This window comes from Streptomyces sp. NPDC004838, from assembly GCF_053600955.1.
Genome location: NZ_JBSGAW010000008.1, coordinates 238,173 through 261,433 on the forward strand (window position 1 = coordinate 238,173; position 23,261 = coordinate 261,433).

The 23,261-nt window shown below is 68.9% G+C and carries 21 protein-coding genes, 1 pseudogene and 1 riboswitch; of the genes and pseudogenes, 14 read left to right on the top strand and 8 right to left on the bottom strand.

The features are described 5' to 3' along the window. Positions 1-20: 20 nt before the first annotated feature. From ACWEFL_RS12335 to ACWEFL_RS12345, 3 genes are all read left to right on the top strand, one after another. Positions 21-635 carry an RNA polymerase sigma factor gene (locus tag ACWEFL_RS12335; protein WP_451710771.1) on the top strand — a complete coding sequence of 205 codons (615 nt, stop codon included), beginning with the start codon at positions 21-23 and terminating at the stop codon, positions 633-635. Then, complete coding sequence (locus tag ACWEFL_RS12340; RefSeq protein WP_451710773.1) at positions 628-1,551, top strand: hypothetical protein; 924 nt, start codon at positions 628-630, stop codon at positions 1,549-1,551. The genes ACWEFL_RS12335 and ACWEFL_RS12340 overlap by 8 nt, the downstream gene beginning before the upstream one ends. 135 nt (positions 1,552-1,686) lie before the next feature. Next, positions 1,687-2,448 carry a hypothetical protein gene (locus tag ACWEFL_RS12345; protein ID WP_451710775.1) on the top strand — a complete coding sequence of 254 codons (762 nt, stop codon included), beginning with the start codon at positions 1,687-1,689 and terminating at the stop codon, positions 2,446-2,448. A gap of 254 nt (positions 2,449-2,702) precedes the next feature. Here the strand turns inward: ACWEFL_RS12345 and ACWEFL_RS12350 are convergent, their stop codons facing one another. After that, positions 2,703-3,971 carry a serine hydroxymethyltransferase gene (locus ACWEFL_RS12350; RefSeq protein ID WP_451710777.1) on the bottom strand — a complete coding sequence of 423 codons (1,269 nt, stop codon included), beginning with the start codon at positions 3,969-3,971 and terminating at the stop codon, positions 2,703-2,705. A 99-nt stretch (positions 3,972-4,070) separates the two neighbouring features. Continuing rightward, positions 4,071-4,161, bottom strand: a riboswitch (ZMP/ZTP riboswitch). Positions 4,162-4,297: 136 nt separating this feature from the next. Between ACWEFL_RS12350 and rocD the strand changes: the two genes are divergently transcribed. The 4 genes and pseudogenes from rocD (at position 4,298) to ACWEFL_RS12370 (ending at position 8,659) form a co-directional block, all read left to right on the top strand. Continuing rightward, positions 4,298-5,506, top strand: coding sequence for an ornithine--oxo-acid transaminase (gene rocD / locus ACWEFL_RS12355; protein ID WP_451710779.1), 1,209 nt, complete (start codon positions 4,298-4,300; stop codon positions 5,504-5,506). Between the two features lie 422 nt (positions 5,507-5,928). Further along, complete coding sequence (locus ACWEFL_RS12360; RefSeq protein WP_451710780.1) at positions 5,929-6,627, top strand: polysaccharide deacetylase family protein; 699 nt, start codon at positions 5,929-5,931, stop codon at positions 6,625-6,627. A gap of 409 nt (positions 6,628-7,036) precedes the next feature. After that, positions 7,037-7,861: pseudogene (locus ACWEFL_RS12365) on the top strand (hypothetical protein); the annotation flags it as partial. A gap of 228 nt (positions 7,862-8,089) precedes the next feature. Next, on the top strand, positions 8,090-8,659 hold the full coding sequence (locus ACWEFL_RS12370; RefSeq protein ID WP_451710782.1) for a carboxymuconolactone decarboxylase family protein: 570 nt from the start codon (positions 8,090-8,092) through the stop codon (positions 8,657-8,659). 174 nt (positions 8,660-8,833) lie between these two features. On the opposite strand, the gene ACWEFL_RS12375 is transcribed toward ACWEFL_RS12370, so the two are convergent. Next, positions 8,834-11,137 (bottom strand): chitinase C-terminal domain-containing protein, encoded by a 2,304-nt coding sequence (locus ACWEFL_RS12375; RefSeq protein WP_451710784.1) that lies wholly within the window; start codon positions 11,135-11,137, stop codon positions 8,834-8,836. Between the two features lie 578 nt (positions 11,138-11,715). Here ACWEFL_RS12375 and ACWEFL_RS12380 point away from each other — a divergent pair. Continuing rightward, the gene (locus ACWEFL_RS12380) at positions 11,716-12,540 is read left to right on the top strand and encodes a class I SAM-dependent DNA methyltransferase (RefSeq protein WP_451710786.1); all 825 of its coding nucleotides are present in this window, start codon (positions 11,716-11,718) and stop codon (positions 12,538-12,540) included. A 117-nt stretch (positions 12,541-12,657) separates the two neighbouring features. Here ACWEFL_RS12380 and ACWEFL_RS12385 read toward each other — a convergent pair whose 3' ends face one another. The 3 genes from ACWEFL_RS12385 to ACWEFL_RS12395 form a co-directional block, all read right to left on the bottom strand. Continuing rightward, the gene (locus ACWEFL_RS12385; RefSeq protein ID WP_451710787.1) at positions 12,658-14,772 is read right to left on the bottom strand and encodes an MMPL family transporter; all 2,115 of its coding nucleotides are present in this window, start codon (positions 14,770-14,772) and stop codon (positions 12,658-12,660) included. Between the two features lie 137 nt (positions 14,773-14,909). After that, positions 14,910-15,167, bottom strand: a complete 258-nt coding sequence (locus tag ACWEFL_RS12390; RefSeq protein WP_451710789.1) for a hypothetical protein — start codon at positions 15,165-15,167, stop codon at positions 14,910-14,912. Next, positions 15,164-15,514 carry an ArsR/SmtB family transcription factor gene (locus ACWEFL_RS12395; RefSeq protein ID WP_451710791.1) on the bottom strand — a complete coding sequence of 117 codons (351 nt, stop codon included), beginning with the start codon at positions 15,512-15,514 and terminating at the stop codon, positions 15,164-15,166. Before ACWEFL_RS12395 ends, ACWEFL_RS12390 begins: the two co-directional genes overlap by 4 nt. Before the next feature lie 355 nt (positions 15,515-15,869). On the opposite strand from ACWEFL_RS12395, the gene ACWEFL_RS12400 reads away from it, so the two are divergent. Beyond that, on the top strand, positions 15,870-16,517 hold the full coding sequence (locus ACWEFL_RS12400; protein WP_451710793.1) for an SIMPL domain-containing protein: 648 nt from the start codon (positions 15,870-15,872) through the stop codon (positions 16,515-16,517). A 108-nt stretch (positions 16,518-16,625) separates the two neighbouring features. Here ACWEFL_RS12400 and ACWEFL_RS12405 read toward each other — a convergent pair whose 3' ends face one another. Both ACWEFL_RS12405 and ACWEFL_RS12410 read right to left on the bottom strand, forming a co-directional pair. Continuing rightward, positions 16,626-17,063: a hypothetical protein gene (locus ACWEFL_RS12405; RefSeq protein WP_451710794.1), complete on the bottom strand. Its 438-nt coding sequence runs from the start codon at positions 17,061-17,063 to the stop codon at positions 16,626-16,628. After that, positions 17,057-17,320 (bottom strand): hypothetical protein, encoded by a 264-nt coding sequence (locus ACWEFL_RS12410; RefSeq protein WP_451710796.1) that lies wholly within the window; start codon positions 17,318-17,320, stop codon positions 17,057-17,059. The genes ACWEFL_RS12405 and ACWEFL_RS12410 overlap by 7 nt, the downstream gene beginning before the upstream one ends. Positions 17,321-17,623: 303 nt before the next feature. Here ACWEFL_RS12410 and ACWEFL_RS12415 point away from each other — a divergent pair, with 303 nt between their 5' ends. Both ACWEFL_RS12415 and ACWEFL_RS12420 read left to right on the top strand, forming a co-directional pair. Then, positions 17,624-18,454: a helix-turn-helix domain-containing protein gene (locus tag ACWEFL_RS12415; RefSeq protein WP_451710798.1), complete on the top strand. Its 831-nt coding sequence runs from the start codon at positions 17,624-17,626 to the stop codon at positions 18,452-18,454. Then, entirely contained in the window at positions 18,451-18,666 is a 216-nt protein-coding gene (locus tag ACWEFL_RS12420) for a DUF397 domain-containing protein (RefSeq protein ID WP_451710800.1), read from the top strand. The genes ACWEFL_RS12415 and ACWEFL_RS12420 overlap by 4 nt, the downstream gene beginning before the upstream one ends. 93 nt (positions 18,667-18,759) lie before the next feature. On the opposite strand, the gene ACWEFL_RS12425 is transcribed toward ACWEFL_RS12420, so the two are convergent. Further along, a complete protein-coding gene (locus tag ACWEFL_RS12425; protein ID WP_451710802.1) occupies positions 18,760-18,999 on the bottom strand; it encodes a hypothetical protein in 240 nt (79 codons plus the stop codon). A gap of 213 nt (positions 19,000-19,212) precedes the next feature. Between ACWEFL_RS12425 and ACWEFL_RS12430 the strand changes: the two genes are divergently transcribed. The 3 genes from ACWEFL_RS12430 (at position 19,213) to ACWEFL_RS12440 (ending at position 22,965) form a co-directional block, all read left to right on the top strand. Further along, positions 19,213-21,630, top strand: coding sequence for a WD40 repeat domain-containing protein (locus ACWEFL_RS12430; protein WP_451710804.1), 2,418 nt, complete (start codon positions 19,213-19,215; stop codon positions 21,628-21,630). Between the two features lie 55 nt (positions 21,631-21,685). Further along, complete coding sequence (locus ACWEFL_RS12435; RefSeq protein ID WP_451710806.1) at positions 21,686-22,285, top strand: hypothetical protein; 600 nt, start codon at positions 21,686-21,688, stop codon at positions 22,283-22,285. Between the two features lie 131 nt (positions 22,286-22,416). Then, entirely contained in the window at positions 22,417-22,965 is a 549-nt protein-coding gene (locus ACWEFL_RS12440) for a hypothetical protein (RefSeq protein WP_451710808.1), read from the top strand. Positions 22,966-23,261 lie beyond the last annotated feature (296 nt).

Genomic DNA, 23,261 nt, shown 5'->3' on the forward strand with positions numbered 1-23,261 from the left:
CGATGTCCGGCCGCCGGTGTATGAAAGGTGTGAGGACTCGGGAGGGGACCTTGGAGGGGGGCCGCGTAGTCGTAGACGAGGGCGCGGTGATCAAGCGGGTGCGCGCCGGAGAGCCGGAGGCGTACGCGGAGCTGGTCCGCGCCCATACGCATGTCGCTCTGAGAGCGGCCGTGGCGTTCGGCGCGGGGGCCGACGCGGAGGACGTGGTGCAGTGCGCGTTCATCAAGGCGTATCAGTCCCTGGGCAGGTTCCGGGAAGGCGCGGATTTCCGTCCCTGGCTGCTGCGGATCGTGGTCAATGAGACGAGGAACACAGTGCGCTCGGCCGGCCGGCTGAGGGCGCTGGCGGGACGGGAGGCGCTGCTGCTCGGCTCCGAGCCTCTGATACCGGAGTCGGCTGATCCGGCGGTGGCGGCCGTGGCGGACGAGCGGCGCGGGGAGCTGCTGGCGGCGCTGGAGGAGCTGAGTGAGGAGCAGCGCCAGGTCGTGGTGTGCCGCTATCTCCTGGAGATGGACGAGGCGGAGACGGCGGAGACGCTGGGCTGGCCGCGCGGGACGGTGAAATCCCGGCTGAGCCGTGCGCTGGCGAAGCTGGGGCGGCTGATAGGGGCGAAGGGAGGTGAGGGGCGTGAGTGACCGCTCAGGGAAGGACCGGGGCAGCGGGGGCGGTGAGCCCGGTGGGCACGGGGAGCCTGCCGTCAGGCCCGCCATCGGGCCCACGATCGGTCCCGCAATCGGTCCCGCAATCGGTGCCGCCGGGCCCACGGACGAATCGGCCGAGGCGTTGGCGGACGAGCTGCGTGCGCTGGGGCGCGGGATGAGGATCCCGGACGTCGACGGCGAGACGATGGCAGAGCGTGTGCTGGCCCAGCTCCTCGCCGAGGCGGTGCCGACGCCCGTGCCGGTGTCTCCCGGTCGCGCCGAGCGGCTGCGGCTCTGGGCGCGCAGGCGGTGGCGCGCGCTGGTGACGGCCTTGTCCGGGGTGCTGGTGGTGCTGGTGCTCACTCCCCCGGTGCGGGCGGCGGTGGTGGACTGGTTCGACTTCGGCGGCGTCGAGGTGCGGTACGACCCGTCGGCGAGCCCGGCGCCCAGCGCCTCCGTTCCGGGCTGCTCGGCCCCGGTGTCCCTGGCCGAGGCAGAGCGGAGCGTGGGCTTCCGGGCGCTGGTGCCTACGGAGCTGGGAGAGCCGGACGCGGTCTCGGCCATGACGGAGCCCGATGGCCGTTCGGTCCTCAGCCTGTGCTGGCGCGGGGGGCGAGGCGAGGTGGTCCGGCTGGATCAGTTCCCGGCGAAGCTGGACTTCGGCTTCATCAAGAGCAGCCCGGAGCTGCCCGACTGGGTGTCGATGGGAAGCGGTACGGGCGTGTGGTTCGAGCGCCCGCATCTGCTGCGGTTCGAACTGGTCGACGAGGAGCACGGCACCTGGACGAAGGCCGAGCGGACTGCCGGTCCGACGCTGCTGTGGGTCACGGCCGACGAGCGGATGACGCTGCGTCTGGAGGGCGTGGAGTCACTGGCGCGGGCGAAGGAGATAGCGGAGTCGACCCCCTGATGCTCCGGTGGCCCGGGGTCCTTCTCCCGGTGGCGGGAAATCGACCGGGCCGGAAGGGGAACCCGATGGCCGTGGGCGGTGTACCAGAGGTGATGCGGTGCGGAGGGCCCGTACCGGACATCGACTGGGGGAAGTATGCGACTACTGCGACGACTTGCCGTTCTGGCGGCGGTGCTCGCCCTGGGCCTGGTCCTCGCGCCGGGCGCGATGGCAGGAGGGCCGACGAGCGTCCTGCTCGTCACTCCGTCGACCGACAAGACGGCATCGCTGCACTACAGCCAGAAGGAGTATTCGACGTTGCTGGGGCTGCTCGAATCCGAGCAGCCCAAGGGCCGGCCTCAGCCTCCGGCAGGTCTGGAACTCAACGATCAGCCGCGGCAGATCAATGTGACCTGGCTGATCCACGACGTGACGCCCTGGCGCTTGGACCGGATATATCTCAGCACCAATCCGGGCGTCGTCTGGATCCACACGGCGATGCCGGATGATGTCGCGAAACTACACACCACGGAGGGCGTCTGGCACCGGGCCAAGCAGCCCCTGCAGCTCGCCCAGTTGCTCGACACCCTGGGCCTGACGCCCAAGAGGGCCACGGCGGACCGTAGCGGGGTGACCCCGGCCGCTCCCACCTTCGAACCGGCGCAGGGCCAGGAGCAGGCAGCGGGACCGGAGCAGAAGCCGGATCAGCAGGACGAGTCCCTGGGAGCGGTGGCCAAGACCGCCTCCGCGTCCTCCGACGCGGCCACCAACTGGTGGTGGGCGATACCGGGCCTGATCACCGGGGCTGTGCTGGCCCTGCTGCTGCGCCCGAGGGTCTCGCGGCTCCCGCGCCCGCCGTTCATCAAGCGCGGCGGCCCGAGGGAACCGGGCCCTCGGCAGGAACTGCTGGACGGCTGAGCCGGCCCCCGGCGAAGACCTCGGGTGCGCGAGTGAATGGTACGCCCCATGTCGGTACCCGAGATGTCGGTACCCGAGGTCTTCGCCCCGCGGCTCACGCGGTGCCGGTCACCAACCTCCGTGGACAGAACATCTAACAGAACATCTAGTGGACAGAGCATCCAGCAGGACCAGGACCAGGACCGGCCCGGTGCTGTGGCCGGAGAGGATCGCCGGTGGGCGTCTCCCGTCCACAGCACCGGGCAGAGAGAGCGCTAAGCCGACAGACCGGGTGCGGGGTGCGCGGACATCAGCTCGGCGACCTCGGCGCGGATGACGGCGAGCGCGTCCTCGTCGCCCGAGCCCGCCGCCGTCACACCCCGATCGATCCAGTCGGCCACGGCGGGCATGTGCTCCGTGCCGAGACCGCGCGAGGTGAGAGAGGGGGTGCCGATGCGGATGCCGGAGGGGTCGAAGGGCTTCCTCGGGTCGTACGGGACGGTGTTGTAGTTGACGACGATCCCGGCGCGGTCGAGGGCCTTGGCCGCCACCTTGCCGGGCACGTCCTTGCCGGTGAGGTCCATCAGGATCAGATGGTTGTCCGTGCCGCCGGAGACCAGGTCGAAGCCCCGGGCGAGCAGGGCTTCGGCGAGTGCCCGTGCGTTGGCGACGACGGAGTGGGCGTAGTCGCGGAAGGACGGCCCGGACGCTTCGTGGAGGGCGACCGCGATGGCGGCGGTGGTCTGGTTGTGCGGGCCGCCCTGGAGACCGGGGAAGACCGCCTTGTCGATGGCCTTGGCGTGCTCCTCGCGGGACATCAGCATCGCGCCGCGCGGGCCGCGCAGGGTCTTGTGGGTGGTCGTGGAGATCACATCGGCGTGCGGCACGGGTGAGGGGTGCGCGCCACCGGCGATGAGACCGGCGATATGGGCGATGTCGGCGACCAGGACGGCCCCCGACTCGCGGGCGATCTCGCCGAACGCGGCGAAGTCGATCGTGCGGGGAAGGGCGGTGCCACCACAGAAGATGATCTTCGGGCGTTCCTTGAGCGCGAGTTCGCGGACCTCGTCGAAGTCGATGAGCCCGGTGTCGTGGCGTACGCCGTACTGCACGCCTCGGAACCACTTGCCGGTGGCCGAGACGCCCCAGCCGTGGGTGAGGTGGCCGCCCATCGGCAGGGCCATGCCCATCACGGTGTCGCCGGGCTCGGCGAAGGCCAGATAGACGGCGAGATTGGCCGGGGAGCCCGAGTAGGGCTGGACATTGGCGTGGTCGACGCCGAAGACGGCCTTGGCACGGGCGACGGCGAGCCGTTCGACCTGGTCGATGATCTGCTGGCCCTCGTAGTAGCGGCGGCCCGCGTAGCCCTCGCTGTACTTGTTCTGGAGCACCGTGCCGGAGGCTTCGAGGACGGCGCGGGAAACATAGTTCTCACTGGGGATGAGGCGCAGGGTCGTGGCCTGAAGCTGTTCCTCGGCGCCGATGAGTGAGGCGAGTTCCGGGTCGGCTGCGGTGAGTGCGGGATGGGGCAGGGGAAGGGTCATGGTGTCTCCTCCGGGCTGACTGTGACGGCTCCCGGGAGGGCGGCTCGGGGGTCCCCGACCGAAGGCAGGGGCCGGGCGCACCCAGCTCGGGACTGGTCGCCGGGGTACCCAGGCGGGCGGCACCTCGTGTGCTCCTGCACGCACGGCTCCCTCGGGGTTACTTCCCCGTACGCCAGTCGCCGCGCGTAACGTCACCCTATTACTTGCACCCTGGATGAAGGTTTCTTCGTCCATAACGCGAGCGACGATAGGAACAGGGGCACCACCGCGTCCCAGCCGGATGACTTGCTACGCAGGATGCATGTCTCTACGTGAACGGAGATCCCGTGTCTGCATCGGAGAGCGCTATCGCCACCGCCGAGGCGCACAGCGCACACAACTATCACCCGCTCCCCGTCGTCGTTTCCTCGGCCGAGGGCGCGTGGATGACCGACATCGAGGGCCGCCGCTATCTCGACATGCTCGCCGGTTACTCGGCGCTCAATTTCGGCCATGGGAACCGTCGTCTGATCGACGCCGCCAAGGCCCAGCTGGACCGGGTCACGCTCACCTCGCGCGCCTTCCACCACGACCGCTTCGCCGACTTCTGCGGCCGGCTGGCCGAGCTGTGCGGCATGGAGATGGTGCTGCCGATGAACACCGGGGCGGAAGCGGTGGAGACCGCCGTGAAGACCGCCCGCAAGTGGGGCTACCGGGTCAAGGGCGTCCCGGACAACATGGCGAAGATCGTCGTCGCGGCGAACAACTTCCACGGCCGTACGACCACGGTGATCAGCTTCTCGACCGATCCGGAGGCGCGCGCGGACTTCGGCCCCTACACGCCGGGCTTCGAGATCGTTCCGTACGGGGACCTCACCGCGATGGAGGCCGCGCTGACGGAGAACACCGTGGCCGTGCTGCTGGAGCCGATCCAGGGCGAGGCCGGGGTGCTGGTGCCGCCGCAGGGCTATCTTCCGGGCGTCCGCCGGCTCACCCGCGAGCGGAACGTGCTGTTCATCGCGGACGAGATCCAGTCGGGCCTCGGCCGTACGGGGAAGACGTTCGCCTGCGAGCACGAGGGCGTCGTCCCGGACATGTACGTCCTGGGCAAGGCCCTGGGCGGCGGTGTCGTGCCGGTGTCGGCGGTCGTCTCCTCCAGTGAGGTGCTCGGCGTCTACCGTCCCGGCGAGCACGGATCGACGTTCGGCGGCAACCCGCTGGCCTGTGCGGTGGCCCTGGAGGTGATCGCGATGCTCAGGACCGGCGAGTACCAGCAGCGCGCGACCGAGCTGGGCGACCATCTCCACCGTGAGCTGGGCCTGCTCACGGGCGGCGGCGCGGTGGAGGCGGTGCGCGGGCGCGGACTCTGGGCGGGCGTGGACATCGCGCCGTCGCGCGGCACCGGCCGGGAGATCTCCGAGACGCTGATGGACCGGGGTGTGCTGGTCAAGGACACCCACGGTTCGACGATCCGTATCGCCCCGCCGCTGGTGATCACCAAGGAGGACCTCGACTGGGGGCTCGACCAGCTCCGGTCGGTCCTGTCGTCGGGCTGACGGCGCGGCACGCTCCCTCCGGGCACCGGGCACCGGCTGCCGGGGCGCCCCCGCACCGCCCTCAGCCCGCTCACCCGCACCCGCACCCGCTCACCGGGCCTCGGTCGCCGAGCAGGCCGGGGTGTCCGTTCCCGGACGCCCCGGCCTGCGGGCGTCGGGCGTCGGGCGTCGGCGGGGAGCCCATCATGACCGTCGCCCCCACTCCACAGGCCGAAAGACGACACCCGTCACGCCCACCACACGCGTCGGCCTCACCGGGCTCACCAGCCTCACTGGGCTCACCGGTCTCTGAGCGGCCCGTTGGCCGTCCGAGGGCGGAGAGCGCGGCGAAGCCCGTTCGCCGAACGGGCGGCCCCGCCCCCAACTGCCCTATCCAAACGCGCCATTGACACCACACATGGTCTGGACCAATGATGCGGGCCATGCCGAGACCTCGAGCAGCACTCGCCGTCCTCGTACCTCTTCTCGCCCTGCTGGGCCTGACCGTTCCCGCGCACGCGAACACGGCAAGCAGCACGAGCACCACCGCCGCCGCATGGCCGCCGCCCGCGCCGGTGGTGTCGCATGTGGAGACGGCGGATCCGGTCGTCTTCATCACCATCGACGACGGCTGGTACCACGATCCCGCCGCCGCGAAGATCCTGCTGGACCGCCAGGTGCCCGCGTCCCTCTTCGTGCTGCCGGACGCCTATTCGTACGATGCCGCGTACTACCGCAAGCTGCTCGACCACGGCCCTTCCCGGATCGAGAACCACTCGGTCTCGCACCCCGACCTCACGACGCTCGACGCCGCGGGACAGCGCGCCGAGCTGTGCGGGGCCCGTCAGCGGCACCTGTCCACCTTCGGCGTCGAGCCCCGGCTGACCCGCCCGCCCTTCGGGACGTGGGACGAGCGGACCCGCACGGCCGCCCGCGCCTGCGGTTCCAAGGCCGTGGTGACCTGGACGCACGACCAGACGACCTGGGGCGCGACACCGCCCCCCGTACCGCAGCTGAAGTCCGGCGACATCATCCTGCTGCACTTCACCCCGAGCCTCGCGGACGATCTCACCCGCGTCCTGGCGGCGGCCGACGCGGCGGGCCTGAAGCCCGGCCGACTGCGCGACTACATCAGGGACTGACCCACGAGGAACGGCCCAACCTCGCCGGGAGGCGCGGGGCCCCCGGATGCCCGCCTCCGCTGCCTCGCCTTCGTCGATCCTCGGCCCTCGTGCGGAGCACGGCCCGGTCGCCGTCGGAAGTCGGGCGGCAGGGCCGGCCCCCGTCGGTGGGCCCCCGCCGGTGGGTGCCCCGCCGGCGGGGCCTCCTTCCCGTCAGCCAGGGCCGTACGGGTCGTCACCGGTCTCAGTGCCGGTGACCGGCCTCGGATCAGGGCCGGTGACGACCGCGTCCTCGCACCCGAAAACCCACACCCGAGAAGCGACGCGGTCGCATCGCGTGAATCGTGCGACAGATCAGTAGTCACCCCAGGGCGTTTGGCCGACCGGTCCGCCAAACGATCTGATCTACAGTCATTTTGTGATCTTTGGGATGATCTGCGCGCTCGCTTCCGCGGTCTGCTACGGCACCGCCTCCGTCCTCCAGGCCATCGCGGCCCGTGCGGCCGAACCCGGCACCGGCTCCGGCGTGGACGCGGCGCTCCTGCTCCGCGCCCTGCGCCAGTGGCGCTATCTCGCCGGGCTCGCCCTCGACGGACTCGGATTCGTCCTCCAGATCGTCGCGCTCCGCTCCATCCCCATCTACGCGGTGGGCGCGGCCCTCGCCGCCAGCCTCGCGGTCACGGCCGTGGTCGCCTCCCGCCTCCTCCATGTCCGGCTGAGCGGTCCGGAGTGGGGCGCGGTGGCGGTGGTCTGCGCCGGACTGGCGATGCTGGGGTTCGCATCCGGCACGGAGGGCTCCCGTACGGGCTCGTCCGCGCTGCGCTGGTCCATGCTGGGCGTCGCCCTCGCCGTACTGCTGATCGGCGCGCTCGCGGGCCGCCTCCCGGACAGGTCCCGCGCCCTGGTCCTCGGCCTCGGCGCGGGTGCGGGATTCGGCGTGGTGGAGGTCTCGGTACGCCTGATCGACTCGCTCGCCGTGCCGGCGCTGTTCGGCAACCCGGCGCTGTACGCGCTGCTGCTCGGCGGGGGCGCGGCGTTCCTCCTGCTGACCTCGGCGTTGCAGCGAGGGTCGGTGACGGTGGCGACCGCGGGCCTGGTGATCGGCGAGACGATCGGCCCGGCGCTGGTGGGGGTGGTGTGGCTGGGAGACCGCACGCGCGGCGGGCTGGAGTGGCTGGCGGTCACGGGGTTCGCGATCGCGGTGGCGGGGGCCCTGACGCTGGCGAGGTTCGGCGAACCGCCCACCGACGCGGCTGCGGCGAAGGGGCGTGGCAGCGCCGGCGACGGCACGGCCTCGGAGCCGACCGACGGTTCGGCGGGCAGCCCGGACGGTAGCCCGACCAGCGAACCGACCGACGATCCGACCACGGAGCCGACCGGCAACCCGGCGGGCAGCCCGGCCGAGAACCGCACCACCGGACCGGACGCCGGGCCCTGACCGGTTCCGTACGCACGACGGACACGGCGGACTAGGTTCGACCGTATGACCGCTGACGGAAAGACCACAGACGAAACGACCGCAGCCCAGTCAACCGCGACCCCCTCGACCGGGGCCCGGCAGGACACCCCGGCTCGCCTCCCGGAGCACTCCCCTCGCCTCCCCTGGGCGAGGCTGGCCCCCGATGTGTTCAAGGCCATGCGCCAGTTGGACAAGGCGGCCCGTCAGGGCGTCGATCCGGTGACCCTCGAACTGGTCAAGATCCGCGCCTCGCAGCTCAACCACTGCGCGTACTGCCTCGATATGCACACCAAGGACGCCCTCGCGGCGGGCGAGTCCATCGAGCGGATCATCCAGCTCAGCGCGTGGGAGGAGTCCCGCCACTTCTACACCGCGAAGGAGATCGCGGCGATCGAGCTGACCGAGGCGATCACGGTCATCACGGACGGATTCGTGCCGGACGAGGTGTACGAGCGCGCGGCGAAGGAGTACGAGGACGCCGAGCTGGCGCAGCTCATCGCCTCGATCACCGTCATCAACGCCTGGAATCGCCTCTCCGTGAGCGCGCGGCTGGTGCCCGGCCACTACACACCGGGCCAGTTCGCACCGCGCTGACGTACGAGCCGGAACTCCAAGACAGGGAAAACCCGGCGGCACAGGGTCAGGGACTGTGCCGCCGGGCTGTCATGGGTCGTGCTGTGGGTGCTGTGGGTGCTGCTACCGGTACCGGTCTACTCGTACCGGTAGCAGTCACCGGTGCTCACCCGCACTCGGCGAACCGAGGCCGGATCAGCAGGGACCGAGGTCCTGCCAGACGCCCCACTCGCCGGTGGTGCCGGGCTCCTCGCCCTTCGTCCACCACTTCGACTTCCAGTTCTTGCCCTTGTGGGACACGGTGGTGCCACTCGGGTACTCGGTGACCGCGCTCCACGGCGGCGTGGTGCAGGTGCCGCCCGTCGTCCCGGTGGTGCCGTTCGTCCCGTTGGTGCCGTTCGAACCGGTGGTGGTCGTGGTGGTCGTGCCGCTGCTGGTGTTGCCGCCCGGCTCCACGATCGTCACACCGCGCGTCAGGTCACTGGCGATGCCGTACTTCTTGCCGGAGATGGTCACCGTCCAGTTGGACGGGGTCGAGACCGGCAGGTAGTACGTGAAGTCCAGCTCCATGGACGCGCCGGGGGCCAGCGACTGCCACGCGGGAACCTTCAGCGAGTACCGGTGGAAGTCGCCCTTCAGACCGCCGACATTGCTGCCGGTGTGGTCGCTGCTGACCAGGGTCGAGTTGAAGCCCGACGAGTCACGGGCGTTGGACGGCGCGGAGGTGGAGAGGTCGAACTGGAACTCCGTGCCGCCGGGCAGCGCCGTGGCGGTGTTGTTGGTGATCTTCACCTTCGGGGTCAGCGGGTAGTTGTTGTCACCCAGCTTGAACCCGCCGAAGTCGACGTCGACCTTGACGGCCTCGGTCGGCATCGCGACGTTGGCCTTCTTGGCACCGTACGCGGAGGCGGCCTTGAACTTGTTGTACATCACCGTGGTCAGGTCGTCGCCGGGCTCGTACTGGCCCTTCGCCGCGTTCCACGTGTAGTCGCCCGCGAACTCCCAGACCATGGTGCCGCCGAGACCCTTGTTCACCACGTAGTCGGCCTTCGCGCCGACCGATACCTCGTCCTCGGTGGAGAGGAAGACCTTCTTCTCCGCGTTCCACAGCCACGGCGCGACGAGCGTCGAGTCGTACTTGCGGGCGTAGGTGCCGGTGAGCTTGGTGTCGGCGGGCAGACCGAACTTGGTGATGTAGTCGCCGACGACACCCTTCTCAAGGTTCTTGGCGTGCCACATCGGGTTGAAGCCCGCCGGCTCTTCCTTGCCGGTGGAGTCCTTGTCGTGCCAGACGTTGTCGACGCCGACGGCGCCGTCACCGCACTTGGTCAGACCCGAGCCGGGCGGGCAGGTCGTGGCGACCGACTTGCCCCACAGTCCGTCCGTGCCGCCCTGGACGTTCTTCCAGCCGCGCGTGTAGTACGGCAGACCGATGTTGATACGGCCGGCCGGCATCGAGCCGCGGAAGTAGTGGTAGGCCCAGTCGGTGTTGAGGTAACCGATTCCGCCGTACTGGGACAGGTTGTAGATGCCCGCGGCGGCCAGCTCGGAGTCCTTGCCGTCGTCGTAGAGAGCGGCGTTGGGACCGACGTGCTCGTTCCAGGTGCCGTGCAGGTCGTACGACATGATGTTGACGTAGTCCAGGTACTTCTGGACCTGGAACGTCTCCATGCCGCGCAGCAGATAGCCGGAGGAGGGGGCGGCCACGGTCAGCAGGTAGTGCTTGCCGTCGGCCGCGCTCGCACGGTCCAGCTTCTCGCGCAGGGTCTTCATCAGCGCCGCGTAACCGTTGACGAGACCGGCGCGCCGGGCGTTGCCGACCTGCCAGTCCTTCGGGTTGCCCGCGTCCTTCATCGACGTGGGGTACTCGTAGTCGATGTCGACGCCGTTGAAGCCGTACTTCTTGATGAACTCGACGGTCGAGTCGGCGAAGGTGTTGATGCCCGCCTGGTTGACCGAGCCGTCGGCGTTGTTGGCCATCGTGTAGAAGCCGCCGCTGTCGGCCCAGCCGCCCACGGAGATCATCGTCTTCACGTTGGGGTGCTGCTTCTTGAACTTCGTGAAGAGGTTGAAGTGACCTTTGTACGGCAGCGACGGGTCCATCTCGGCGCCCGGCACGCCCGGGAAGGTCATCCCGGTGTTGGCGTTGTCCGCGCCGTCGGCACCAACCGTGATCTTGTTGGAGCTGTCGATGCCGGCGAAGGCGTAGTTGATGTGGGTGATCTTGTCCCACGGAATGTTGTTGGCGAGGTAGGCGGGCCTGCCGTCCTTGCCGGTGCGCCAGTTGGCGAAGTAGCCGATGATACGGCGCTGGTGGTCCGCGCCCATCTTCTCGCGTCCGTCGGCGTCGTACACCGAGCAGTACGGCACCTCGACGCCGGGCGTCGTGTAGAGCCCGTCAGGACGACATGCCTCCTGCGAGGCGGCCTGCGACACACCTGACGTGAGCGTCCCGGCCAGCAGTCCGCCGACGGCGGCGGCGCCGGCTGCGAACAGCATCAATCTCGTTCTTTTGGGGGACAGCACGTTCGGATCCTCCAAGTGGGGGGCCCGCGCCCACCGGGGACGCAGGGGGTTCTGCCTCGCACGACTTGCATGGGGGGTGGGCGCGTTGACACCGGGTGTGCGTAAGCCCGGGGCCGGATCCGCAGAGGTGACGCAGACATTAAGAGGACTAGACCAGTGCGTCAATAGGTATGGACCTATCCGGTGGTTTTCTCATGCCTCCTACGACCAAGGGAACTTGCCCCGATGCAGGTCAGAGCCCGCCGGTGCCGGATCAGGCAGCGAGAACCGCTAAACCTGAGGTGAAAGGAGTCTCACGGGATCGCAGGGATCGATGAGAACAGAGGGGGCGGAGGGGCGCACGGGCAGGGCGCACAGGATGGTCGTGCGAGCCGGGGGCGTACAGGTCGCACACCGGAATCATGCGAGAGCGAGATGAATCCCATCGAATCGCCCGACCCCCACGACGGTCCGGTACGAACGGTCTGGCCGCCCACAGCCGTCGGGAGCGTGCTGGACGACCGCAGAAAACTCGCGCGCGCCGCGCGGGGCTCCCTCAGTACGGTCGGACGATGGACGATCAGGACGGTTACTTCCCGGAACGTGTCGCGGCGGCCTACGACGAGTCGTCAGGGGACATGTTCGATCCGGACGTCATCGACGCGACGGTCGACTTTCTGGCGGGCCTGGCCGACCTGGCCGACGGTGACGCCGTCGGCGAGGCCCGTACGGCTCACGGTGACGCCGTCGGCGACGGCGGCCGGACCCACCAGGCCCACAGCGGCCGGGCCCTTGAGCTGGGCATCGGGACAGGGCGCATCGCGCTGCCGCTGGCACAGCGCGGAGTCCCGGTCCACGGCATCGACCTGTCACAGGCGATGGTCGCCCGGCTGCGCGCCAAGCCGGGCGGTGACGCGATCGGCGTCACGATCGGCGACTTCGCCACGACCAGGGTGGACGGGACGTTCTCCGTCGTCTACCTGCTCTTCAACACGATCATGAATCTGACGACGCAAGAGGAACAGGTGGCCTGTTTCCGGAACGCGGCGGCTCATCTGGAGCCCGGAGGGCGCTTCGTCATCGAGGTCCTGGTCCCCGAACTGCGCAGGCTCCCGGCCGGGCAGAACGTCGTGCCCTTCCACGTGAGCCCGACGCGATGGGCCTTCGACGTCTACGACGTGGCCACCCAGGCGACGAGTTCGAACTACATCGAGGTCGTCGACGGCCGCGGCAAGTACCGATCGATTCCCTTCCGGTACGTATGGCCGTCGGAACTCGACCTGATGGCTCAGCTCGCCGGCCTGCGGCTGCGCGAGCGGTGGGACGGATGGACGCGGGAGCCCTTCACGAGCGAGAGCCGTCAGCACGTCTCGGTCTGGGAGAAGCCTGCCGACTGACCCCGGATTCGATCGCCGGCGGTACGTCCGTCGGCGGTACGTCGGCTGCTCCTCGGACCACGACGCGGCGAGGCGCTCCCGGGAAGGGATGCGCCCCGCCGCGAACAGGCGCCGATATCAGCGGTGTTCGGTCTCGCGCACCGCCTCGCGCGGCGCGGGCACCGTCGTCGGGCGACTGCCGAGGGTGCGGAACAACCTGCCCGGCCACCAGAGCCGGCGCCCGAGGTCCAGCGCGAGCGCGGGGACCAGGACCGTGCGTACGAGGAAGGTGTCGAGCAGGACGCCGATGCCGACGATCACGCCCATCTGGGCCATGGTCACCAGGGGCAGTACGGCGAAGACCGCGAACGTCGCCGCGAGTACGACGCCGGCCGAGGTGATGACCCCGCCCGTACTGGTCAGGCCCTCCAGGACACCGCGGGCATGGCCGAGACGGCCGACCTCCTCCTTCACGCGGTGCATGAGGAAGATGTTGTAGTCGATGCCGAGGGCCACCAGGAACACGAAGCCCATCAGCGGGATCGACCAGTCGACGCCGGCGAAGCCCAGGACGTGCTCGAACAGCAGGTTCGACGCGCCGAGTGCGGCGAAGAACGACAGCACGACCGTGGCCAGGAGCAGCACCGGTGCCACGAGCGAGCGCAACAGCCAGACGAGCACGGCCAGGACGACCAGGAGCACGATCGGGATCACCGTCTTCAGGTCGCTGTCGGCCGTCCTCTGGGTGTCCAGGGTCTGCGCGGTGGTGCCGCCGACCAGTGCGTCGGCTCCGTCGACGGAGTGCACCGAGGTGCGCAGCGCGTCGATGGTCGACTTGGCGGCTTCGCTGTCCGGTGTGCCCTCCAACACCACGGAGAGGGTGACCAGTTCACCGTCCGGGGTGCGATGTCCGTCCTCGACGCGTGCCACTCCGGGTGTCTGCTCGGCGGCGGCCTTCACCTCGGCCGCGCGGTCGGCCGCGGTGACGATCTGCGCCGGGTCGGAGGAACCGGAGGGGTAGTGCGCGGAGATCCGTTCCTGAGCCACGACCGACTCGGGTTTGTCCTGGAACATCTCGGACTGGGTGAGTCCCATGTTGATGCCGAACGCGCTGAGCGCGAGCACCCCGGTGACGGCGACGGACATCATCCAGGACCAGCGGGGGCGCTTGGCCACGGTCGCACCGATGCGGGACCACACGGTCGTCGTCCTACGGGCGCGCGTACCGAAGCGTGGCACGAAGGGCCAGAACACCCAGCGGCCGACGATCACCAGCAGGGCGGGCAGCACAGTGAGCATCGCCAGCAAGGAGCAGACGACACCCACCGCACCGACGAGTCCGAGCGAACGCGAGGAGTTGATGTCGGCGAAGGCCAGACAGGCCAGGCCCACGGCGATGGTGCCGGCGGAGGCGAGGATCGCGGGACCGGAGCGGCGCAGCGCGGTGCGCATGGCGGCGTGGCGGTCCTCCTGGGCGTGGAGTTCCTCACGGTAGCGGGCGATCAGCAGCAGCGCGTAGTCGGTGCCGACACCGAAGACCAGGACCATCAGCACACCCGCGCTCTGCGGATCCACCGGCAGGCCGGCGTGCATGGCGAGCAGATAGGTGGTGACCTGAGTGAGGACCGCGGCGAAGCCGACGGCGATCAGCGGGAAGAGCCACAGGATCGGGCTGCGGTACGTGATGAGCAGCAGCACCGCGACGACGAGGCCCGTGGCGATCATGAGGGTGGAGTCGAGGGAGTCGAAGACGGCGACCGAGTCGGTGAGGGAGGCGGCCGGTCCGCCGACGGCGACGTCCACGCCGGGCGGGGCGTTGGCGTCCACGACATCGCGCAGCTCGTCGATCTCGTCGGTGAGGCCGTCGCCGCCGTCCATCGGGATGACGGTCATCAGAGCCTCACCGTCCTCTGCCGGGACGGGTGCGGCGACCTGCTCGCCCTTGGCGACGAACTCGGCGAAGGCGGTGCGGTCGGCGGCGGCCCGCTGCTCGCGATCCGTACGGTCACCGCCGGTATAGACGACGACCGCTGCGGTCAGTTCGTCGGTACGGAACTTCTCCAGCTCCGTGTTGACCTGCGCGGATTCCGCGCCGCGCGGCAGGAAGGCGTTGGGTCCGCTCTCCTCGACCTCACCGAGCTTTCCGGCCAGCGGGCCGAGCGCCACGGCGACGATCAGCCAGGCGGCCAGGACGAGCCATTTGGAGCGGCGCCCGCCGGGCGTGGTGGAGAGCCGCTTGATCCAAGCGGGCATGGGTGGTCTCCTTCTGGTGAGAGGTGAGTTTCTGCGAGGCCGAAAAGGGATTGAGGCGGTGCGGGTCTTGCTTCTCGTCCGTACGGCCGGGAGTTGCCGCTCCCGGCCGTACGCCGAATCCTGTGCCGAACAGGCGGTTACTCGATCTCGCGCATCATCTTCTCCATCGAGGCGACCGACGTCCTGGTCAGCGTCTGCTCCTCGATGGAGCGCCGCTGCATCTCGACGTTGTCCTCGAGGAGTTGCTGGTACTTGAGCGCCATCTGCTTGTACTGCTCTTCGCGCGAGGTCAGCATCCTGGCCCGCCAGGTCGCGGCGATCTGCCAGACGACCACGATCAGCAAGAGGAAGACGCCGCCGGCGCCGACGGCTCCAGCCCAGTCTCCGCCGTTCATTTCGCGTGCTCCTTCACTGTCGGCTTCTTCTCTTCCTCGGTGAGTGTCTGCGCGGCCGTCGCGACGACCTGGGGGGTCAGGGCGTACGAGAACGACGTCAGCTCGTAGAACTTCATCGCCTTGCCGCTCTCCGACAGCTCCAGCGTCCCGGTGATCAGCCCGGCCGCCTCCAGTCGCTGCAGGTGCATGTGCAGCAGGGGGCGACCCATGCCGATGTCCCGGGCCAGTGCGCTGACGTAGTTGCGTCCTTCCGCAAGGGCCGCGACGATCCGCATGCGGTGCGGATTGCCGAGGGCCGAGAGGATCTTCAGCAACTCGTCTCCCGAGGGGACCGGACTCCGCGTCATGCCGATCCCTTCGCTCGTATCGGACCTCCCTACGATCGCGTCCGCGGCCGACACCCGTCAAAAAAACCTGACACATGTCGGGGAAAGCTGGGGGGTGTCTCAGGGTTCTCTCAGGGTTGCCGTGACCGGGTACTCCCAGCGGCGTACGCATCCCGGGTAATCCGGCACCCCTGCCTGGGCCGTCCACCACGAGGGACGACGGGGACGACGGTCCACGGAGTGACCGCGGCAGCCGTCCGCCGCAGCCCGAACGCCCGAACTCCCGGGTGCCCGAGCGCCCGAATGCAGCTCAGCACCGCCAGGGGCATGCGCGGTACCCCACCCCGCAGGTCGCTCACCTGTTTGGATGTGCGGCATGAACGGTACTCAATCCATCAACGCCCCCTGGGGCGTGTCCGTGTTCGGCGCGGCGAGCGTGGACGCCTCGCCGGACCTGGCCCGGCTCCGTGTGGCGATAACGCAGACCCGGCAGAAGCCGGGCGAGGCGTTCGAGGTCACCCGAGGCGGGGTCAACCACATCCGGGAAGTGCTGCGCGGCCACGGGGTACCCGACACCGCCGTGTCGACGTCCCGGCTGAACCTGAAGTCCTCGTGGACCTTCGGCAATGAGCGCAAGTTCCTCGGTTACGAGTGCACCGCCTCGTTCGTGATCGAGCTGCGCGAGCTGGACATTCTGGAGACCGTGCTCGTGGACGTGGTCGAAGCCGGGGCGAACCAGGTCGACGGTGTCGAGTTCGACGTGAGCACGAAGAAGGAGCTGCGCGCGCGGGCACGCACGGCCGCGGTGGCCGCCGCGCGGGAGAAGGCGGCGCTGTACGCGGAGTCCGCCGGTATCCGGCTCGGTCCGGTCATCCACATCAAGGACGTGGACTCCGACCAGATGCAGAACAGCTACCGCAGCCACAGCAGCGGGGGCGGAGCCGGGGGTGACGGCGATCTGACCCCCGGCAAGATCAGCGTTTCGGCGGGCGTCGTCCTCGGCTTCTCGATCACCGGCGGCTGACGGCGCGCACGATCGCGGTGCCCGGCCCCGCCCTTCCGGCTCCAGGCACCGCGAAGCGCCCGCGCGCCCTCGTCTCTCTTCCCTTCGCCTCCCCTCGGGGGAAACGGTTCACGGACTACGGAGTCGGTCGTCGATCTCCGCCTTGAGTTGGTCGTATGCGGGACTGGTACGGACCGAGTCGTACTCCGGATCCGAGAACTCGAAGCAATGCCCGCCGAAATGCCCCGCGAAGAGCGTGCAGGCGTCCGCCGCCGGACCGGATTCCGCATCGATGGCCGGGCAATCCGGCAGAATGGCGACGTAATCCGGTTCGGAACCGTCATCCCAGCGGGCCCATACTTCGCCCCCGGACGCGTCCTCCAGTTCGCGCACGAGGTCGAAATGCGAACCGCTCGCATGGAATTCCAGACGGCAACGCAGTCCGGTGATGACGTGCATCGGATGTACGGGTTCGTCCGGAGCGATGTCCAGGACGAGCACCAACGCCGGCAGCGGCAGCGTCGCGGTCGCCGCGCAGATACGCCGGGGAACTTCCTGGTTCACCATGCCCGCGTCACCTCGCCCTGCCGGGTCTGGGCGTTCGCCTGGGACACCGCCTCGCGCATGGCGTCCGACTGCGCGGCCGGGCTGACGTCTTCGGGCCGCGCGTCCCATTCCCGTCCGCCGTTGAGCGGCCTGATCTGCACTCGCGCTCCGACCCGGTCCATGACCCGCCCCACTCTGCGCGTGGCCGCGTCCAGGACCACGTCCCCCGGCTCGGGCTCGTACGGGTGCTCCCGCGCGGATCCCTCGGAATCACTCATGTGTTGTTCCTCCGCAGTCCTTCTTCGACGGCCCACAGGACCTCGGGAGTCGGAGCCGCATATCCCCCACGGGGAACCCACTCCGGCGCGAGCCGCCAGAACCCTCCGCCGCGTAACAGAGCGACCAGTTCGTCAATGCCGCCCTCGGCCGGGTCGGGTGCGCTTTTCCGGTCGGTCATTTTCCCTTGCCGTACCTCTCCGCATCGTCAAATTCCTTGTTCGGCAATATGGTTGCGGATCCGGGCGTACGCTCGGCAGGGGTTCATGTCCCGGCTCGTCTCCAGGGAGAACAGGGAGAACGAAGTGGTCGCACGTTCGCGCGATTTGACACCCGATCGATCAGCTCGGGATTTGTTCGGCTCCGAGATGCGCCGGTTACGCACGGCAGAGGGCATGAGCCTGGAGCGGCTCGCCGATGTCCTCAAGTACAGCAAGAGTTCCCTTGCCCGCTTCGAGACGGCGGAGGCCATGATCCCGCCGGACCTGCCGTTGAAGCTGGACGCGGCGTTCGGGACGGACCAGCTCTTCGAGAAGCTGTACGGGCTGGCGCGGAAGGAGATCCACCCGGACCAGTTCCGGCGTCGGATGGAACTGGAGGCACAGTCGCAGCTCATTGAGGAGTTCAGCGGTCAACTGGTACCGGGGCTGGTGCAGACCGAGGACTACGCGCGTGCGTTGTTCGAGATGTACGACCCCAGGGCGACGCCAGAAGAGATCGAGGACCTGGTGACTGCCCGCATAAGCAGGCAGGCCCTGCTGCGTACCGACAATCCGCCCGATCACTCCATCGTTATCGACGAGGGTGTGATCCGACGCGCGCTCGGTGGCCCGCATGTAATGCGAGCCCAGCTTGCCCACCTCGCGTCCCTGACCCATACGTCCACTTCAACGCTGCAGATCATCCCCTTCAAGCACGGGGGGTACGCCTTGATGGGTGGGTCGCTGTCCATCCTGACTCTGGACAACGGATCGCAGGTGGCCTGGGAAGAAGGTATCTCCACTGGCACTCTGCTTGAAGAACAGCACAGCGTCACGACACGCAAGCGGGCATACGATCTGCTCAGGGCATGCGCCCTCTCGCCGAGTGAATCGGCGGTGTTCATCCAATCCGTAATGGAGGCACTACCAGAATGAGCAGCTCCCTAGCCCTCTCCGGCGTGGAGTGGGTCAAGTCGTCGTACAGCGGTAACGGGGGGGCTAACTGCGTCGAGTGGGCACAACATTACGCGGAAGCGCACGGCATAGTCCCCGTCCGGGACAGCAAGGTGCCGAGCGGTCCCACCCTGCTGGTCTCCCCCGACGCCTGGGCCAGCCTGATCCGGTACGCCACGGACTCCCCCGTCTGACCCCGTACAGCTGAGCCCCGCCACCCCCTCGCTCCTCCGGGGCGGAACGCGGCGGGGCTCTCCGCTGCCCACGCGCCATACGTCCGGCCCGGCTCAGTGGATCAAGCCGCGCAGTACGGGAACGCCGGCCCCCGCGCCCGTCAGTCCGGCGAGGACCGCGCCCGCGACGGGGCCGCCGCTCAGAAAGGTCAGCCCTCCCACGATCAGGCCGATGAAGGCTGCGGCCAGCAGGACGAGGGCGGTGTGCACGCTCACGAAGGGGGCGGGATCGGGCTGGGGCGGAATCACCGGCGTCGAAGGGCCGGGGGCGGGGTTCTGCTGATCGGTCGTCATGCCGTCCATTCGACTCCCGGCGAGGGGTCCGGCCCTAGGCCCACGAACGGAACCGCGCCAGAGTCGATCAGCGTTGAACGCGGCCATTCGGAACGGAAGTTCCCCGAACATTCGCCGTGGTTCGCCCCCGTCCCGGAAAGTTCGTGGAAGTTCGGCGCTGTCCGGTCTCCGCGTTCTAGCCTGGTCCGCACATACGGCTCCGGGGGGATACGCGTGACAGGGGAAGACGCTGCCGACAGCACCAAGAAACCGCGGTCGGCGGGCACGTTCGAGGAAGAGCTGGCGGTGTTCGCCGCCGATCTGCGCCGACTGCGGATCGCGCGGGGAAAGCCGTCGATGTACGACATCCAACGCCGTGCGGACCGTATGTCATGGAACCTGTCGGTGTCGGCACAGAGCGAGGTGTTCAGCGGGAAGCGACTGCCGAGGCTGGACTTCCTGATGGCCCTGGTCCGGACACTCCTCTCCCACGACGAGGACGGCCAGGCGCAGGCCCTGGACCGCAACGCGCCAGAGACGACGGCCTGGCGGGACCGCTGGACGGAACTGGAGAACCTGAAGGCGACCAGGAAACGTCAGCCTGATACACGGGCCGCCACAGCCTTTCCAACGCCCGTGCCACACGGGACTGTTCGAGCGGAGACACCGCCCGCACCGACCCCGTCCGCGCCGCCGCCGTCCTCTCTCCCGCCGCGGGTGCCCTCTCCGGCCGTTGTGGCCTACGCGCCCACCAGCATGCTCTTCGGTCACAGCGGTCGGGTCTCAGGGGTGGCGTTCCCCCCAGATGGCCGGCTCATCGCCAGCACCGGCCTCGACCGAACCGTCCGCCTATGGAACCCCACCACAGGACAGCCAATCGGAGAGCCTCTCACCGGCCACACCGATCAGGTCGACGGGGTCGCTTTCTCCCCCGACGGCCAACTCATCGCCACCGCCAGCCTCGACGGAACAGTCCGCCTATGGAACCCCACCACAGGACAGCCCATCGGAGAGCCTCTCACCAGCCACTTCGGCCCGCTCACAGGGGTCGCCTTCTCCCACGACGGCCGATTCATCGCCGCTACCGGTGACGACGGAATAGTGCGTCTATGGAACACCACCACCGGCGAACGAGCCGGAGTTCTGTCCAGCGACTTCGACGGCCCGGTCACAGGGGTCGCCTTCTCCCCCGACGGCAGTCTCATCGCCGCCACCGGTCACGACGGAACAGTGCGCCTGTGGAACGCCACCACCGGCCAACTGGCCGAAAGAGCCCTCTCCTATTACGGCCTCCCAGTCCTCTCGGTCGCCTTCTCCCCCGACAGCAGCCTCCTCGCCACCGCCAGCCGCGACCTGACCATACGCCTGTGGAACCCCACCAACCTCGAACCGGTCGGAGCCCCCCTCGTCGGCCATACCGAACCGGTCTCCGGGATGGCTTTCTCTCCGGACGGCAGCCTCCTCGCCACCACCGGTTACGACGCGACAGTGCGGCTATGGAGCCCCCACACGGGACAGCCCGTCGGAGACCCCCTCATCGGACACATCGGCCCGGTTTTAGGCGTCGCCTTTTCCCCTGACGGCCAACTCCTCGCCACCACGGGTGAAGACGGAACAGTGCGTTTGCACCGTAAGACGAACGTGTCGACGGCACCGCCCACCAACCACGGCACGCAAGCCTTCTTCAGCGCATTGAAAAAGGGTCGTGCCGTCGCCCTGCCTCTCATCGACCCATCAGGCGCGGCATACGGGGTGGCGTTCTCCCCTGACGGTCGATTCCTCGCCACCGCAGGTAAAGACGGAACGGTCCGCCTGTTCAACCCCACCACCGGTCAACCGACCGGAGAACCCCTCACCGGCCACACCGGTCCTGTCACAGAAGTCGCCTTCTCCCCCAATGGCGAACTCCTCGCCACCGTCAGTCACGACGAAACCGTACGCCTATGGAACCCCACCACCGGCCAACCGACCGGAAACCTGTCCATCGGTCACAGCGACGCAGTCATCTCGGTGGCGTTCTCACCGAACAGCCTGCTCCTCGCCAGCACTAACGGCGATGCGACCGTACGCCTGTGGAACCCCACCAGCGTCGAACCGGTCGGAGTCCCCCTCGTCGGCCACACCGAAGAGGTCAACGGGATCGCTTTCTCCCCCGACGGCAGCCTCCTCGCCGCCGCCGGTGACGACGGAACCGTACGCCTATGGAACCCCACCACCGGCCAGCCGATCCGAGCACCCCTCACCGGCCACACCGAAGAGGTCAACGGGATCGCCTTCTCCCCCGACGGCAGCCTCCTCGCCACCGCCGGTGACGACGGAACCGTACGACTATGGAACCCCACCACCGGCCAACCGATCCGAGAACCCCTCACCGGCCACACCGGTCCTGTCACAAGAGTCGCCTTCTCCCCAATTGGCGAACTCCTCGCCACCGCAGGCATCGACGGAACAGTGCGCCTATGGAACCCCACCACAGGACAGCCGATCCGAGAACCCCTCACCGGCCACACCGATCAGGTCGACGGGGTCGCTTTCTCCCCCGACGGCAGCCTCCTCGCCACCGCAGGCAGCGACGGAACCGTACGCCTGTGGATCATCCCTCCAGGGCCGGGCGCGAGCCTTGAGACGGGCGGGCAGTTGCGGACGTTCTGAATATGGTTCTCCGCAGAGGGGCGCCGCCCCTCGGTACAGGGCAGGGGGCTCGGGCATGGCGGAGATGACGATCCAGCGGCGTCGGCGGCTCGCGTGGGGGCTTGTGGCGGTCGCGGGGGTTCTGGTGGCGGCCGAGGCGGTGGGCTGGTGGTCCAGCCGGTCGGGCGGACTGCTCGTGGTGGCCCAACTCCTCCATCATCCGCTGCTGTTCGGCCTGTTGGTCGTGGCGGCTTTGACGGCCGCCGTGTTCATCGGGCTTCGGAACACCGTCGTCCGGGCCCTGTCGGCCGTCACAGCCGGACTCGTCGCCTTCCTCGCGGTGCCGCTCGCCCTCTTCAGCGCTTCCGGACAGGAGGTGACGACGGACGAAGCCGCGCCCGGCCGCTCCGACCGGCGACTCGTCGTGGAGGAGGGCGCGGCACTGATCGACCCGCTGTGGTGGGTGTACGTGGACGAGGGTTCCGGGCTCACCAAACGCCGCTGGCAGGTGGGCTACTTCAACGGTGACGCCGGGGGCGACTCGCTGGCCGAGGCGTCATGGGAGGGGCCCGACCGGATACGTCTGGTCACCGGCGAGGAGGAGGAAACCCAGGTCCACCTCATCGACCTCCGCCCCGGAACCGGCGAGCCACTGCGCACGATCTCCATGGGTTAGGCCGGTTCGTTCGGATCACTTCCGCCGACCGAGCCTCCGCCTCGGAAGGGCGTCCGCCGTGTCCGCCGAACGGGCCCGGTACGCCGGGGTGTTGGGCTAGAGTCCCCGGACTCACCGAGGAGGCCGAGCGCATGCAAGATGCCGAGATCGTCAACGCCCTGTGCCACCCGAAGCACTGGCTCGTCTACGCCCTGCCCTGGCCCGAGGACTCCCGCGACGAGCCGCAGGCCGAGGCCGCGGTCGTCATCGCTCCGCCCCTGATAGCCGGGAAGACCCTGGACTCGCTGCCCGGCCACGTGCTGGACGTCCTGGCCTGGACGCAGGAGTACGCGAACGAGCACCCGGACCAGGAGGTCGTCTTCTTCACGGACATCACCCGCTGGCTGGAATGGGAGAAGGACCTGTCCTGGGCGTCCCTGGGCATCGACTGGGAACGGGCCCTGGCCGACATTCCCGAGCAGCCCCTCCTGTTGCTGTACCTGACGATCAACCGGCGTGCCTACCGGCATCTGGTCGACACCGCCCGCGTAGCCCGCGTGTACTACCCCGACGGCACGTCCGAGACCCTCACCGTCGAAGAACGCCAGGCCGTGCGCGATGCCTTCGCGGGGCAACTGAACGCCGACTGGCCCCCGTACATTCACAGGTCGCTGGCCAGCGGCAGTCTCACCGTAGGCTGATGCTGTGGCGGGAAAGGTTTGCCGTGGGCCCGCGGCGTCCGGTGCGGTGCGGCGCAAGGCGGAGGTCCGCAGCTCGTCACTGGTAGTGACTAGGTGGTTGCGAGGGCGTTGACGGTGGAGCCGGGCAGGCCGTTCATCCACAGATCACCATGAGCCCCAAGATAGGCGCTCGGGCCCACGTGCACGGTCGGCCCGTAACAGCCCCGGCGAAAACCGGGGTTCAGCGTGCTCGACAGGCAGCTGGCGTTCGCGCCGAAATTCGTGACTACGCCACCTCTGATATTGATCGCGACGTT